The organism is Ochrobactrum sp. Marseille-Q0166 (genome assembly GCF_014397025.1).
In the GTDB taxonomy this organism is placed as follows: domain Bacteria; phylum Pseudomonadota; class Alphaproteobacteria; order Rhizobiales; family Rhizobiaceae; genus Brucella.
Map to the genome: position 1 here is coordinate 1,699,607 of NZ_JACJUO010000001.1, position 14,141 is coordinate 1,713,747.

Consider the following 14,141-nt stretch of genomic DNA (forward strand, 5'->3'; position numbering starts at 1 on the left):
TATTCAGGAAAACCGCCTTAACTGTTTTAAAAATTAGCTCTAAACATCAGCCATTGTTTACGTATGGCCGACAGGTCAGCGACCTGATCGGCAGCTTTGCTGCCAAGCCGTTCAACAGAGCTAAGATAGGCTGGAACAAGTGCCAGCGGCAAAAATACCGGGCTAAGGCTTTTGGGTAAATCCTTCTTGGCCCTATCAAAGATCGCCAGATGTTCACGCGCAAGGGCTGTCATCACACTGATAACGCGCCCATGAGCGGACTTGTCTTCGTTGCCAATGAAGGCGTCGCGCGTCACGCCAACCGCCTGCAGCATATCGGCAGGCACATAAAGCTGTCCGCGGCGACGATGGATCGGCATAAGGCGCAAGAGGCCAGTCACCGCCTGTGCAACGCCGGCATGACCGACCGTATCTGTATGGGCCTGCGCCGCATCACGATCTAGAATGAAACCGGCAAGCTGGATAAGTGCCGATGCAGTTTCCCCACAATAGCCTTCCAGATCGTTCCGGCTTGGCATGGGATCGTCATAGAGGTCGAAAATGCGGGCATCGCAATAATTATCGAAAGCCACGCGTGGCAAATCATATTTGGTGATGGTGTCGATCAGCGCTGCAGCAACTGGATGTGCGTCCGCGCTGCCGCGCTCCTCACCGTTAATGAGATCGCGCCACCATTGAAGACGGACTTCACCGGGTAATGGCTCGTGTACAAGATCGCGAATCCGGGCGATCTCTGCGTTGAACGCATAAAGTGCAGCAAGCGCGCCACGTTTTTCCTCCGGCGCATAAAGCACCGACAGATAACGATCCCGGTCGGCTTCGCGCAGAAGCGCCAGACAATGTGCCTCATTCTCGTTCATGGAAATCAGTCTACCGCAATCAGCGCCGCTGCAACTGCACGATCTTCCGCGAGCAGTACATTATATGTGCGCACGGCAGCGCCCGTGCTCATCGGATCAGACGAAATACGATGTTCGCGCAGCATAGCGCGCACATCTTCCGGTATACGGCGAAGATCCATTCCTGTACCGACCAGAAGAATTTCGATGTCAGTAGCCTGTTCAAGAATAGCGCCAAGATCCTGGCGTGAGAGGATCGGTGGCGTATGTGGCTCCCAGCCGTGGATGCCGGATGGCAGACACAGGATAGAACCCTTATGCGACATATCGGCGAAGCGAAATCCGCCATTGCCATATGCATCAATGGGTGCTCGGCCCGGGAAATGGGCCTCACGAATTTCTATACCTTTTGCCATTTTAGTTTTCCAGATTGAGCGACTGTGCAAGATCATCGCCCATTGCATCGTCACCATCCGCAGCACGCGGCTTGAGGCCGAATTGTACGAGCAGAGGCGCTGCAATAAAGATCGAGGAATAGGTTGCCACTATGATGCCCACACTCAACGCAAGTGCGAACATGCGGATATCTGCACCACCAAACATATAGAGCGGAATGTGCGCAATGAAAGTCACAAAGGCCGTCGGCAATGTGCGCGACAAGGTCTGATTGATGGAGGCGTCAATAATTGCAGGCAAAGGCGCACTGCTATAGCGCTTCAGGTTTTCACGCACGCGGTCATAAATCACGATGGTATCGTTCAGCGAGTAGCCGATGATCGTCAGAACCGCTGCAACACTCCAGAGATTGAACTCCATGCGGAACACAATGAAGACACCCGCCAGAATGATAACGTCATGGAGCGTCGAAAGAACTGCACCGAGAGCCAGTTGCCAGCGGAACCTGATCCAGACATAGACAAAGATGCCGGCAAGAGACAGGAACAGCGCCATAAGCCCGGCCTGAGAAAGCTGCTCAGAAACGGTAGGCCCAACCACTTCGACACGCTGGAACGAATAATCCTGCTCGAACTCACCGCGCAGTTTCACTGCTACTGTCTGTTCGGCATCGTCACCCACTTCCTGGCTGCCAATCAGCACGAGTGCTGAGCGTGGGGAGCTAACCGGCAGCACACGCGCACTGTCGATATTAAGCTCACTCATGCGCTCTTCAATATCAGGAAGATTCGCATCGCCGCTCCGCGCCTGCAACTCGACCATAGAGCCGCCGCGGAAATCAATTCCGTAGTTGATGCCAATATTTACAAACAGCGCAACAACGATTGCAGAAGCGAGAATAGAAATGGCGAGCGTCACAAATTGAAGACGCATGAACGGAATATGTGTCACCGTCGGAACGAGCTTCAAACGACGCTTGGGAATTTCTTTTGGCTTGGCGGTACGCACCCACTGAGCGATGAGCAAACGCGTAAAAGTAAGCGTCGTGAAAAGTGTTGTCAGAATGCCGATTGTTACAGTCAGAGCAAAGCCATGGACGGGTCCCGATCCCATAAGGAACAGAACGAGGGCAGCAATCATCGTCGTAAGATTGGCATCAACAATGGTCGAAAGTGCGCGATAAAAACCCGATTCCATCGCCTGAACAACAGAATAACCTTTGCGGCGATCCTCGCGTACACGCTCGTAAATCAGAATATTGGCGTCGACAGCCATGCCAATGATCAGCACGATACCGGCCACACTTGCCAACGAAATCGACGCTCCTATCAGTGACATGATTGCCACCAGAATAATGACATTCACAACGAGTGCGACCATGGCGATCACGCCAAGCACACCGTAAGACAGGATCATAAACAGGCCGACAAGCAGTACTGCAAGAACGGCCGCGGATACCGCAGCACTTGCATAATCATCGCCGAGAGCTGACGCGATTGTGCGTTCCTCCAGAACCGAAACGGCCTTAGGCAGTGCACCGGATCGCAGAACTACAGACATGTTGTTTGCTGCCTGCAGATCGAAAGCCCCGGAAATCTGCAATTCATCCGTATCAAGAGGCTCATCGACTACCGGTGCTGAAACCACCTGATTGTCTACGACAATTGCAAAAGTCTTATCCGTTATCTGAGCAGTTGCAGCTGCAAGGGCACGGCGTCCTTTTTCATCCAATGTCAAAGTGATGACGGGCTCGTTGTCATCTTCGGCAAGCGTCGCTTTTGCATCAACGACATCTTCACCCGTGAAGATCGGATCTTTTTTCACGAGATAACCGACGGGTGGATCATCAGAGGAATAAATAATAGAACTATCCGTTGGCGAAGCGCCGCCACGAATAACATCATCGGGCGATATGCTATCATCAACAGCGTGAAACGAAAGCTGACCGCGGATACTCAGAATGTCTTTTAAAAGCTGAGCATCATAAAGGCCGGGCACTTCGACGCGGATACGGTTACGGCCATCCTCTTCCACGATTGGATTGCCATAACCAAGCTCTTCCAAACGCTGCCGCATGATTTCTTTTGTGCGATCAACGTCTCCTCTCCCGGCATTTTGCACCTGAAGAACGAGGCGCGATCCGCCTGAAAGGTCAAGCCCCAGCGCGACCTGCTTGGTTGGTAGAAATCCGGGCAGATTTGCCAGAGTTTCACGCGAGAAAAAATTAGGCGAAGCGATGATGAAGCTGGCGATAATCGCCAACCAGATCAGAGCCGATTTCCAACGTGAAAAATAAAGCATCGGTCAGCAATTCCGTTTCGGCTTAGGGAGAGCTTTCGGGAGCGCAATCAAACAACTCACCGGTTTGTAAATGAGCCAATATAAAATCACAGCTCACCACAATAATGAGCAGGCCCCGGTTAGAGAATCCTTACCGGGGCCTGCTCTTTACAAAAATTACTTATTCTTGTTGTCCGCGACTGGTTCGCCCTTAACACGCACTTCTGAAAGAGCGCTGCGCAAAACGCGGATCTTAACGCCTTCAGCGATTTCGACGTCGAGTTCACCATCGTCGTGAACCTTCTGGACCTTACCGACAATGCCGCCACCCGTTACAACCGTGTCGCCGCGACGTACTGCTGAGAGCATTTCCTGACGTTTCTTCATCTGTGTGCGCTGTGGACGGATGATGAGAAAATACATGATTACGAAGATCAGGACGAATGGCAGAATGCTCATGAGCATATCTGGTCCAGCGGCGCCGCCGGAAGCTTGTGCAAAAGCTGGTGTTACGAACATTAGGTACTCCTCTGGAAGTCTCAAAGACAAATTCTTAATGGCATTACAATGGTTAGTGCGCCAATTGCAACTGACGATGGCTTTACTCAGTCAAGGTCTAACACTTTTCCTGAATGCTGTGGCATGTTAAGCCCTGAACCTCATCATCTGAGGGCATGGAATGACGACCGAAAATATACTCAGCCAGAAACTCGACCGCCTGATTGCGGCTTTGGAGCGTATCGCACCACCACAGCCAGCGGTGCCAGACCTTGAAACGGCGGATTGTTTTGTCTGGGCACCCGAACGTCTGACTCTGGATCCAGTCAAGCGCGTCAATCGGGTAGACATAGCGCTCATACGTGGTGTGGACCTGGTCCGTGACCAGCTGGTCGATAATACCCGCCGCTTTGCAAAAGGATATCCAGCCAATAATGTGCTGCTCTGGGGCGCACGCGGCATGGGCAAGTCATCGCTCGTCAAAGCAGCGCAAGCCACCGTCAATGCCGAGCAGACTGACAAGCCTCCCCTCAAACTTGTCGAAATTCACCGGGAGGATATCGATAGTCTCCCTGCCCTGATGAATATCATCAAGGAAGCACCCTATCGCTTTATTCTCTTCTGCGATGACTTATCGTTCGATCACGACGACACATCCTATAAGTCGCTGAAAGCAGCACTTGAAGGTGGTGTTGAAGGCAGACCGGATAACGTCATTTTCTATGCGACATCCAATCGCCGCCATCTCATGCCGCGCGACATGATTGATAATGAACGCTCCACCGCAGTCAATCCCTCGGAAGCGATTGAAGAAAAGGTTTCGCTCTCTGATCGCTTCGGTCTGTGGCTCGGTTTCCATAAGTGCAGTCAGGATGACTATCTCGCGATGGTCGACGGCTATGCGGCGCATTACAAGCTGGATTATGATCCGCAGAAGATGCATGCAGAAGCACTCACCTGGTCCACCACGCGCGGAAACCGCTCAGGCCGTGTTGCCTGGCAATATATCCAGGATCTCGCCGGCCGCCTTGGCAGAGCTATTTAAGGTAAAAGCAGACAAAGAAAAAGGCGGGTAAAAGCCCGCCTTTGTTGTTCATTAGATTTAATTCCGATCACGATTCCAGATACTTGGAAGGATTGACCGGCGAAGAGTTCTTGCGCACTTCAAAATGCAGCTTCGGCGACTTCGCATTGCCGCTCATGCCCGACTTGGCGATGTCCTCACCACGACGAACCTTCTGACCGCGCTGCACGAGAATCTGGCTGTTATGGCCGTAAACCGTAACCAGGCCATTGTCGTGGCGGATCAAAACAGTCTGGCCGAATTCTTTCAGACCGTCACCTGCATAGATAACGACACCGTTTTCTGCCGCCTTAACCGCCGTGCCTTCCGGCACCATAATGTCGATACCATCATTAACCGCAGTTCCGTCGCGCTGACCGAAACTTGTCAGAACGCGACCGCGAACCGGCCAGCGCATCTGCGAAATTCCTGTCGAAGACGGTGCTGCCGACTGATCTTTCTCAGCATCTTCAATCACCTTATTGCTCGCCTGCGGCGGCGTGTAAGGCTTGACGTTCGACGCTTCATTCGGCGCTACGGATGCCGTCTGTACGGGTGCTGCAGCCGCTGGCTTCACTGGCTGTGGCGAAACCGCTGCGACCTGTGTCGCAGCACCGGCAGCAGATGGAATAACCAAATTCTGACCAACGCGGATCGCACCGTTTGTCAGACCATTTGCCTGCTTGAGCTGCTCAACCGGTACACTGTGCTTCTGCGCAATGGAAAAAAGAGAATCACCAGACTTAACCGTATAACCGCCGCCCGCTGCCGCAGTCTGTGCGGCAGCTACAGGTGGCACGACGTGACCGGCTGCTGGAATCGGTTTGCCGTTCGCTGTTGCCGGCAACTGACCCAGCACCTTTTCTTTCGCGCCTGTGGCAGCATTGTTTGCAGCACCGGCAGCACTCGCAACCTGCGTTCCCGCATTGTTTACACGGTTAACAACTTCGTTCTTTGTCTGATACACCTGATTCTGTGCTTGGGTTGCTGCAGCAGCAACTGGAGCCGACGAAACCGGCGGCAGGCTGTTGCGCTGCACTGTCCCGCTGGAAACAGGCGGAGCAGATGCGACTGGTGCAGATGCGTAAACACCACTCGCTGGTTGCTGCTGCACCACTCGCTGATTAGAGGTGGACCCCGTAAAAATACCATCGGTGAAGCGCATTGTATCGGCGCTGCACCCTGCACCAAATCCGGCAATCAGAACGATCGCTGCATTCCGCAGGAGACGTTCGGACGTATGCTGCAATATTGGAAAACGCATGTTCAACTCGCCCATACTCTGAAACTCACTTGGACTCATTAAAACGTGTTAATGTTACTCGCTGGTTAAGAACCCGGATATTTCCGAAAATTTATTCACCAATTAAATACCATAAGCTCAAACATCTGCTCAATTTACAGCAGTTTAGTACCTTACCTCCTTAAAGTGCGGACGATGAGCCTCACAAAACGGAGGAGATACCTTCGATAAATGGCTGATAGCGAACAGGCATAATGTCTTGCTGTTCGAAGCGGCTCCCGACTTTCGCGATGCGCGTCATCATCTGCACGCCATCCCCCGGCCCTACGGGCGCGACCAGAACACCGTGTGTTGCAAGAAGCTCTACGAAATGGCGTGGGATATCTTCACAAGCGAGCCAGATCACGATGCGATCAAATGGTCCGCCCGGCATACCATGGCGACCATCTGTATGCTTTACCATGATATTTTCGCGTTTGAGCGTCACGAACTGCTGCAATGCACGGTCGCAAAGCTTGCGGTATCGCTCCACCGTTGTTACGCGGCCAGATAACATCGACATGACCGCTGCGGTAAAGCCCGAACCTGTGCCGATCTCGAGAACACGATGACCAGATTCGAGATCAAGCGCGGAAATTACGCGCGCCTGATCATCGATACCTTCAATATATTCTCCACAATCAAGTGGCGCGGTCCGCTGGCTGAAAGCAAGATGCGCCCACGCAGATCCCATAAAGCTCTGGCGCGGGGTCGCTTCTATTGCACCAAAGAGGCGGGCATCATTGATGCCTCGCGCTCTCATACGCATTACGAAGGATACAAATCCTTCCCTGTCCGAAAGCTGCGGGCGTTCAGACACAGCCTGTTTCATGCTTCGACCCCAAGTGCCTTGCCAAGATCAGCACGCACCTTCTGCGCGGTCAGGTCGAGCTGAAGCGGTGTTACAGAAATAAAGTCATCCTTGATCGCAGCGACATCACTGTCTGCGGCAACTTCTGCCTTCATACGACCGAACTGAAGCCAGAAGTAAGGGAAGCCGCGGCCGTCGCGACGCTCATCGAGACGCGCATCATGGCTAAGTTTACCCTGAGCTGTCACGCGTGTTCCTTTGACGTCATCGGGCGCACAATTGGGGAAATTCACGTTGAGCAAGACGCCCTCCGGCCAACCCGCCTCAATCAGCTTTTTGATCAATTCGGGCGCGTGTGTCTCGGCGGTTTCCCAAGGCAGGACACGGCGACCGTCGTCGTAATCATATTCCTGCGAGAGTGCGATTGCCTTTACACCCAGAAGCGTGCCTTCCATCGCACCGGCAACCGTGCCGGAATAAGTGACGTCATCCGCCATATTCGCACCGGAATTGACGCCAGACAAAATCAGGTCTGGCGCCCCTGGAAGGACATGACGCACACCCATGATAACACAATCGGTCGGTGTGCCACGCAGTGCAAAATGACGATCGTCAATCTGGCGCAAACGAAGAGGCTCTGACAGCGTCAGAGAATGTGCAAGGCCACTCTGATCTGTCTCAGGAGCAACCACCCATACATCGTCTGAGAGCTTTCGTGCGATGCGCTCCAGAACTGCGAGGCCTTCGGCGTGGATACCATCATCGTTCGTCAGCAAAATACGCACGTCATCACTCCTTCATTCAGGTCATAAGATTTAATTACGCTGCTTTTTCAATGCGCGTAAGACCGCCCATGTATGACTGCAATACTTCAGGAATATGAATGCTGCCGTCTTCCTGCTGATAATTTTCCATAACAGCGATTAAAGCTCTGCCAACGGCCACACCCGAACCATTGAGCGTGTGAACAAAGCGCGTTGCTTTTTCAGTTTCGGGACGATAGCGCGCATTCATGCGGCGCCCCTGGAAGTCACCGCAAACCGAGCAGCTCGAAATTTCGCGATAAGCATTCTGACCCGGCATCCACACTTCGATGTCATAGGTCTTCTGCGCGCCAAAGCCCATATCGCCGGTGCAGAGCACCACAGTACGGAACGGCAGACCAAGACGCTTCAAAACTTCTTCTGCACAAGCCGTCATACGTTCATGTTCCGCAGCAGAACTGTCGGCATCGGTAATCGACACCATTTCCACCTTGAGGAACTGGTGCTGGCGCAACATGCCGCGTGTATCGCGACCGGCAGAACCAGCTTCCGAACGGAAGCAAGGGGTCAATGCCGTGTAGCGCTGTGGCAATGTTTTCGCGTCAACAATTTCGTCTGCAACCAGATTGGTCAATGGTACTTCCGCGGTTGGAATCAGCCAGCGGCCATCCGTTGTGCGGAAAAGATCCTCTGTAAACTTTGGTAATTGACCGGTGCCATAAACCGCTTCGTCACGCACCATCAATGGCGGCATCGTTTCCATATAACCATGCTCTGTGGTGTGCAAATCAAGCATGAATTGACCCAACGCGCGTTCGAGACGGGCAAGCGGTCCTTTGAGAACTGTAAAGCGCGAACCGGCGATTTTAGCAGCGCGCTCAAAATCCATAAACCCGAGTGCTTCGCCAAGCTCATAATGTTCTTTTGGCGTGAACGAGAAATTTCGTTGATTACCGACACGGCGGATCTCAACATTATCAGCTTCATCTTCACCAAGCGGCACATCGTCGGCTGGAATGTTTGGCAGTTTCGAAAGCGCGTCGTTAAGTTCCTTGATCAGGCAACGTTCGGTTTCTTCCGCTTCTGTCAAAAAGGCTTTCAGCTCACCAACTTCGGCCCTCAACTTTTCAGCGGTTGCCGCGTCTTTTTCGGCCATGGCTTTGCCGATTTCCTTGGATGCCGCATTGCGCCGTTCCTGTGCAGCCTGAACCTTGCCGACATGTTCACGGCGCTTTTCATCCAGCGCGATCAGTTCGGACGCGTGCGGCGGAGTTCCACGCTTGGCAAGCGCATTATCCAAAGCTTCAGGGTTTTCGCGAATCCATTTGATGTCGAGCATGGGAAAAGCCGTTTCGTGTAATTTAACAAGAAGAGAGGCTGCTATCACGCAGCCTCTGTTTAGCATCAGTCCAGATCAGGAAGTCGGGGCAGTGTCGTCAGCGTCGGCCTCATCCTTCGCCTCACGTCTCTGCTTTTCTATCATTCGGGCCAATATGATGGAAATCTCGTAAAGAAGGATCGTTGGTATAGCAAGACCGATCTGGCTTGCAGGGTCCGGCGGCGTGAGCACCGCAGCCACCACAAAGGCAATAACAATCGCATATTTACGCTTGTCTCTCAGTCCTTCTGAGGTCAGTAAGCCGGCCCTTGTCAGGAGACTTGTAATAACCGGCAACTGGAACACCAGACCAAACGCAAAAATAAGCGTCATAATGAGGCTGAGATATTCAGACACTTTCGGCAAAAGCGAAATCTGAACTTCTCCATTTCCGCCGGTCTGCTGCATCGCCAGGAAGAACCACATAACCATCGGCGTGAAGAAGAAATAGACGAGTGCTCCTCCGATGAGGAACAGAATTGGCGAAGCGATGAGAAAAGGCAAAAATGCCATGCGCTCATGCTTATAAAGGCCTGGCGCTACAAACTTGTAAATCTGTGCCGCGATAATGGGGAATGCCAGAACCACGCCGCCAAACATGGCGACCTTCACCTGAGTAAAGAAAAACTCCTGTGGCGCAGTATAGATCAATTCAGCCTTCGAACGGTCCATTCCGGCCCAGTCAATCGCCCACTGATAAGGAACGACCAGTAGATTGAACAGGTGCTTTGCGAAGGCAAAACAGAAAACAAATGCGATAAAAAACGCCAAAATCGCCCAAATCAGGCGACGACGCAGTTCAATCAGATGTTCGAGCAGCGGAGCGGCGCTCTGCTCAATTTCAGCCTCATCCGGTTTCAAGCTTTGCTTCCTGTCTTTTCAGTCGTCTTTTTGGTCGTCTTTTTAGCGGGAGCAGCAAGCTTTTCCGGGCTGGTCGCCGGTTTGGCTTTTGCCACAGCGGGTTTCTTTACAGCCGCGACCTTAGCCGGTTTGGGGGCAGTTGGCCTTGCAACATCATCAGATATAGCAGCCGTTGCCTTTGGCTTCGCTTTCGTCGTTTTCGCTTTAATCGACTTGGCTGTGACAAGCTCATCTGCTGGCGCAAGGGGTGCGGGCTTCTTGCGCGGTGCTTTCGGCTTGGCAACAGGCTTTTCGACCGGAGTTTCAACAGGAACCGTTGCACTGTTTGGCTCAACGGGTGTCGTTACTTCCGCAAACTTTGCAGGCTCAGCCGGAGACATTGATGTCGTCGACTGAAGACCCGCCCGAATTTCTTCGCCTGCACTGCGAATCGGATCAAAAACCTGTGTCAGCTTTGAGCGCGGGTCGAGCTTACGCGCCTCATCGACAATGTTCTTCACATCCTCAAGTTCGGCTTCCTTCAAAGCTTCATTGAACTGATGTCGAAACTCGTTGGCCGTACTGCGCATGCGCGCCGTCGCTTTGCCGAAAGCCCTGAGCATCTTCGGCAAATCCTTGGGCCCAACCACCACGATCATAACGATCGCGATAATCAGCAGTTCAGACCAACCGATATCAAACATATTGATACTCCGCGCTTCTGGCGCGCGCCCCGTCTCTCGGCGGAAAACCGCAATTCAAATCACAAATATGCCGCTTTTCAAGGCGGGTTTTGCGATCAATTCGTTGTTCTTGCACATGCTGCGCACACCATTGTACGCAGCCCATCAAGATCACATCAGGACTTTGTCGTCTTCTTGACATCCTTGATGGTATCATCAGCACGCGCATCAATTGTTCGTGCATCAGCTTTGGCATCTTCCTTCGCAGCATCTTCTTCAGACATGCCCTGCTTGAAGTTCTTGATGCCCTTGGCAACGTCCCCCATCAGTTCCGGAATTTTGCCACGGCCGAAAAGAAGCAGCACAACTGCAAGAACGATCAGCCAGTGCCAGATAGAAAAGCTACCCATTTTATTCCTCTCAATGCCGTGATCCACGGCGTATTTCTGTATTGCTGATTACGATTTAAGCGTTTTCAACAAATCTTTCAAACAGAAGTGTGACCGTGAACGAAGATACACCAATTTTATTTGTCATATGTTGTTTCAGATCAATCTCCGCGCGGCGCAAGCAATCCCAACCCTTCGAGATCGATGTCTTCCAGCGGATCTTCATCCGCAGTTAATTCATCTGGATCGACATTGGGAACCGGAATCGAAAACCCATTGGGAATGCGTGCAGATAACAACCCTGCCCCGCGCAACTCTTCCAGACCCGGCAAATCACGGATCTCCGACAAACCAAACTGATCAAGAAATGCGTCGCTTGTGCCATAGGTTACTGGACGGCCCGGCGTCCGCCGGCGGCCACGCAGCTTTATCCAGCCTGTTTCCATAAGGACGTCGAGCGTGCCTTTGGATGTTTCCACACCTCGAATATCTTCAAGTTCTGCGCGTGTCACCGGCTGATGATAAGCAATGATTGCAAGCACCTCCATCGCTGCACGCGACAATTTGCGCTGCTGCACCGTCTCACGGCTCAAAAGAAACCCGAGATCGGGGGCCGTGCGGAATGCCCATGCTGCGCCGACTTTCACCAGATTGACACCCCTGGTCTCGTAAATTCTTTTCAGATGATCGAGTGTAGCTGTCAAATCCGCATCACCTGGGAGGCGTTCTGATAAAGCACGCTCTGTGACAGGCTCCGCGGAGGCAAAGAGTATCGCCTCAACCACCCGACTGATTTCTGCGAGCGTCATTGAAGATTCCACGGCCTCAATCTTAGCATCATGCTCATCATCCATCGTGATTTCCGCCTCAGACATCACCGTCCTCATCCAGTTCATTCAATTGAGCCTGAGCACGCATATAAATAGGCTCGAAAGCCGCATTCTGCCTCAGCTCCAGCTTACCCTCACGCACAAGTTCAAGACTTGCGGCAAACGAGCTCGCAAGGGCTGATGCGCGTTCCTGTGGTGTCAATGCATAATTGATCAGAAACCGGTCCAACGAAATCCAGTCTTCACTTACTCCCATCAACCTTACAAGCGCACTACGTGCTTCTTTCAAAGACCATACTGCTCGTTTTTCGATCTGAACATGGGTCACACTCTGACGCTGACGCTGGGATGCATAAGCCGTTAACAGTTCATAGAGCGTAGCGGAAAACTGGCTTGAGCGATCCACGACCACCAATTCCGGCATGCCACGGGCGAATACATCACGCCCCAATCGCTTGCGATTTACCAGATTGGCCGCAGCGTCACGCATGGCTTCAAGGCGTTTCAGGCGGAATTGCAGCGTGGCAAGCAGTTCTTCGCCAGTGGCCTCGTCATCGCCCTTCTGTTTTGGGATCAGAAGTTTTGACTTGAGATAAGCCAACCATGCAGCCATGACGAGATAATCAGCCGCCAGTTCAAGCTTCAGAGCCTGTGCCTGCTCCACAAACGCCAGATATTGCTCGGCGAGAGCCAAAACAGATATCCGTGAGAGATCCACACGCTGATTACGGGCGAGATGCAACAGCAAATCCAGCGGACCTTCAAAACCCTGCACGTCGATGAGCAGTGATGGTTCACCGTCATCACGCTCAGATTCCTCTTGCCAAAGAGCATCCATCGGTACATTGGCACCGTCTTTGCTACTTGTATTGGTTTCAGATCCAGCCAACCGCTTGTCCCGTCAATCAATCGGCCAGTGCGTCAATCTCGCCAGGCCTTTAAGGACATCTTATCCGAAGAATCGCCTCTTAAGCGATCAATTCAAACATTTCTCCAAATTCTTCACGCAATTCTGCTTCTTCTGACAAATCAGGCTCACCTGCATAAACTTCGGCCAGTTCAGCACGTTCGAGCGATTGTCCATCCAGAATTGGAACTCGCGCGGCAACTTTCTTGAGTTCATCCATGACGCCAGCGCAATAAAGAACAATATCGCAGCCCGCATTGATGATACCTTCGGCAATATCGCCGAGATCGCCTGAAAGCGCCTTCATTGAAATATCATCACTGATGATCAGCCCGTCAAACTGAATAATATCGCGAATGACAGTATTGATCACCGTTGGTGAAAGCGTTGACGGATTCTTCGGATCAAGGCTGTCGAAGATTACATGCGCAGTCATGGCCATCGGCAAATCATTCAAAGCTTTGAATGGAACGAAATCATGTGAAACGAGCTCGCTTAGTGGAACACCAACACGCGCCAGCTCTTTATGTGTATCGCTGAATGCTCTACCATGTCCCGGCATATGCTTGATAACCGGTAATACGCCACCTGCAAGCAAGCCTTCCGCCGCGGCCCGCCCCATTACTGCTACTTCTTGAGGGTTCTTGGAATAGGCGCGTGCTCCAATCACATCATGTGCGCCTTCAATCGGCACGTCGAGAACAGGCAAGCAATCAGCATTTACGCCAACTTTGAGAAGGTCGAATGCATGAAGGCGTGCATGAAGCCATGCGGCGCGAAGGCCTGCTTCCGGATCGCGATGGTAAATGGAACCAATTTCAGCGGCAGCAGGGTAATTGGGAACCAATGGCGGGCGAAGACGCTGAACGCGACCACCTTCCTGATCAATAAATATCGGAGTCTGAGGCCTGTCGGTGACGTCTCGCAATTGTTCGGTCAAATCGGCCACTTGCTGAAGGCTTTCGACATTCCGTGCAAAAAGGATAAAGCCCCAGGGCTTTTCATTGCGGAAGAAGGCTATCTCATCCGGCGTAAGCTTCGTACCGGCCACACCTGCAATCCATGCCTTGCATTCGCTCATGCGATATTCCTTCGATCCATTTGAGCTCAAATCAGTGACTATGCCTTATCCGAAAAACAATTCACTTGGTAGTCTGATGCAAAAAGGGCGGCCAATGCCG

15 protein-coding genes are annotated in these 14,141 nt (G+C 52.3%); 1 reads left to right on the top strand and 14 read right to left on the bottom strand.

Annotation, left to right across the window (positions count from 1 at the left end; all coding sequences use genetic code 11):
* Window positions 1-26: 26 nt before the first annotated feature.
* The 4 genes from H5024_RS08075 to yajC form a co-directional block, all read right to left on the bottom strand.
* Complete coding sequence (locus H5024_RS08075) at window positions 27-860, bottom strand: phytoene/squalene synthase family protein (RefSeq protein WP_187545203.1); 834 nt, start codon at window positions 858-860, stop codon at window positions 27-29.
* Between the two features lie 5 nt (window positions 861-865).
* A complete protein-coding gene (locus tag H5024_RS08080; protein WP_187545206.1) occupies window positions 866-1,255 on the bottom strand; it encodes an Mth938-like domain-containing protein in 390 nt (129 codons plus the stop codon).
* Window position 1,256: 1 nt separating this feature from the next.
* Window positions 1,257-3,536, bottom strand: coding sequence for a protein translocase subunit SecDF (gene secDF, locus H5024_RS08085; RefSeq protein WP_187545209.1), 2,280 nt, complete (start codon window positions 3,534-3,536; stop codon window positions 1,257-1,259).
* A 156-nt stretch (window positions 3,537-3,692) separates the two neighbouring features.
* Window positions 3,693-4,034 (bottom strand): preprotein translocase subunit YajC, encoded by a 342-nt coding sequence (yajC, locus tag H5024_RS08090; RefSeq protein WP_187545211.1) that lies wholly within the window; start codon window positions 4,032-4,034, stop codon window positions 3,693-3,695.
* A gap of 160 nt (window positions 4,035-4,194) precedes the next feature.
* Between yajC and H5024_RS08095 the strand changes: the two genes are divergently transcribed.
* On the top strand, window positions 4,195-5,058 hold the full coding sequence (locus tag H5024_RS08095; RefSeq protein ID WP_187545214.1) for an ATP-binding protein: 864 nt from the start codon (window positions 4,195-4,197) through the stop codon (window positions 5,056-5,058).
* Window positions 5,059-5,125: 67 nt separating this feature from the next.
* Here the strand turns inward: H5024_RS08095 and dipM are convergent, their stop codons facing one another.
* From dipM to nagZ, 10 genes are all read right to left on the bottom strand, one after another.
* On the bottom strand, window positions 5,126-6,355 hold the full coding sequence (dipM, locus tag H5024_RS08100) for a cell division endopeptidase DipM (protein WP_187545216.1): 1,230 nt from the start codon (window positions 6,353-6,355) through the stop codon (window positions 5,126-5,128).
* Between the two features lie 166 nt (window positions 6,356-6,521).
* On the bottom strand, window positions 6,522-7,190 hold the full coding sequence (locus H5024_RS08105; RefSeq protein WP_187545219.1) for a protein-L-isoaspartate(D-aspartate) O-methyltransferase: 669 nt from the start codon (window positions 7,188-7,190) through the stop codon (window positions 6,522-6,524).
* Window positions 7,187-7,954, bottom strand: coding sequence for a 5'/3'-nucleotidase SurE (gene surE, locus H5024_RS08110; RefSeq protein ID WP_187545221.1), 768 nt, complete (start codon window positions 7,952-7,954; stop codon window positions 7,187-7,189). Before surE ends, H5024_RS08105 begins: the two co-directional genes overlap by 4 nt.
* A 34-nt stretch (window positions 7,955-7,988) precedes the next feature.
* Window positions 7,989-9,272 carry a serine--tRNA ligase gene (gene serS / locus H5024_RS08115; RefSeq protein ID WP_187545223.1) on the bottom strand — a complete coding sequence of 428 codons (1,284 nt, stop codon included), beginning with the start codon at window positions 9,270-9,272 and terminating at the stop codon, window positions 7,989-7,991.
* A gap of 75 nt (window positions 9,273-9,347) precedes the next feature.
* Window positions 9,348-10,172: a twin-arginine translocase subunit TatC gene (gene tatC / locus H5024_RS08120; protein ID WP_187545225.1), complete on the bottom strand. Its 825-nt coding sequence runs from the start codon at window positions 10,170-10,172 to the stop codon at window positions 9,348-9,350.
* The gene (gene tatB / locus H5024_RS08125) at window positions 10,169-10,855 is read right to left on the bottom strand and encodes a Sec-independent protein translocase protein TatB (protein WP_187545228.1); all 687 of its coding nucleotides are present in this window, start codon (window positions 10,853-10,855) and stop codon (window positions 10,169-10,171) included. The genes tatC and tatB overlap by 4 nt, the downstream gene beginning before the upstream one ends.
* Window positions 10,856-11,010: 155 nt before the next feature.
* Window positions 11,011-11,244, bottom strand: a complete 234-nt coding sequence (locus H5024_RS08130) for a twin-arginine translocase TatA/TatE family subunit (protein WP_187545230.1) — start codon at window positions 11,242-11,244, stop codon at window positions 11,011-11,013.
* 140 nt (window positions 11,245-11,384) lie between these two features.
* Window positions 11,385-12,098, bottom strand: coding sequence for an SMC-Scp complex subunit ScpB (gene scpB, locus H5024_RS08135; protein WP_187545232.1), 714 nt, complete (start codon window positions 12,096-12,098; stop codon window positions 11,385-11,387).
* Entirely contained in the window at window positions 12,091-12,942 is an 852-nt protein-coding gene (locus H5024_RS08140; RefSeq protein ID WP_187545235.1) for a ScpA family protein, read from the bottom strand. The genes scpB and H5024_RS08140 overlap by 8 nt, the downstream gene beginning before the upstream one ends.
* Before the next feature lie 79 nt (window positions 12,943-13,021).
* Entirely contained in the window at window positions 13,022-14,041 is a 1,020-nt protein-coding gene (gene nagZ, locus H5024_RS08145) for a beta-N-acetylhexosaminidase (protein WP_187545238.1), read from the bottom strand.
* Between the last annotated feature and the right edge of the window lie 100 nt (window positions 14,042-14,141).

Bases quoted from the DNA above. Each gene is read 5' to 3' on its own strand.
- H5024_RS08075 (WP_187545203.1), bottom strand. From the start codon at position 860: ATGAACGAGAATGAGGCACATTGTCTGGCGCTTCTGCGCGAAGCCGAC.
- H5024_RS08080 (WP_187545206.1), bottom strand. From the start codon at position 1,255: ATGGCAAAAGGTATAGAAATTCGTGAGGCCCATTTCCCGGGCCGAGCA.
- secDF (WP_187545209.1), bottom strand. From the start codon at position 3,536: ATGCTTTATTTTTCACGTTGGAAATCGGCTCTGATCTGGTTGGCGATT.
- yajC (WP_187545211.1), bottom strand. From the start codon at position 4,034: ATGTTCGTAACACCAGCTTTTGCACAAGCTTCCGGCGGCGCCGCTGGA.
- H5024_RS08095 (WP_187545214.1), top strand. From the start codon at position 4,195: ATGACGACCGAAAATATACTCAGCCAGAAACTCGACCGCCTGATTGCG.
- dipM (WP_187545216.1), bottom strand. From the start codon at position 6,355: ATGGGCGAGTTGAACATGCGTTTTCCAATATTGCAGCATACGTCCGAA.
- H5024_RS08105 (WP_187545219.1), bottom strand. From the start codon at position 7,190: ATGAAACAGGCTGTGTCTGAACGCCCGCAGCTTTCGGACAGGGAAGGA.
- serS (WP_187545223.1), bottom strand. From the start codon at position 9,272: ATGCTCGACATCAAATGGATTCGCGAAAACCCTGAAGCTTTGGATAAT.
- tatB (WP_187545228.1), bottom strand. From the start codon at position 10,855: ATGTTTGATATCGGTTGGTCTGAACTGCTGATTATCGCGATCGTTATG.
- H5024_RS08130 (WP_187545230.1), bottom strand. From the start codon at position 11,244: ATGGGTAGCTTTTCTATCTGGCACTGGCTGATCGTTCTTGCAGTTGTG.
- scpB (WP_187545232.1), bottom strand. From the start codon at position 12,098: ATGTCTGAGGCGGAAATCACGATGGATGATGAGCATGATGCTAAGATT.
- nagZ (WP_187545238.1), bottom strand. From the start codon at position 14,041: ATGAGCGAATGCAAGGCATGGATTGCAGGTGTGGCCGGTACGAAGCTT.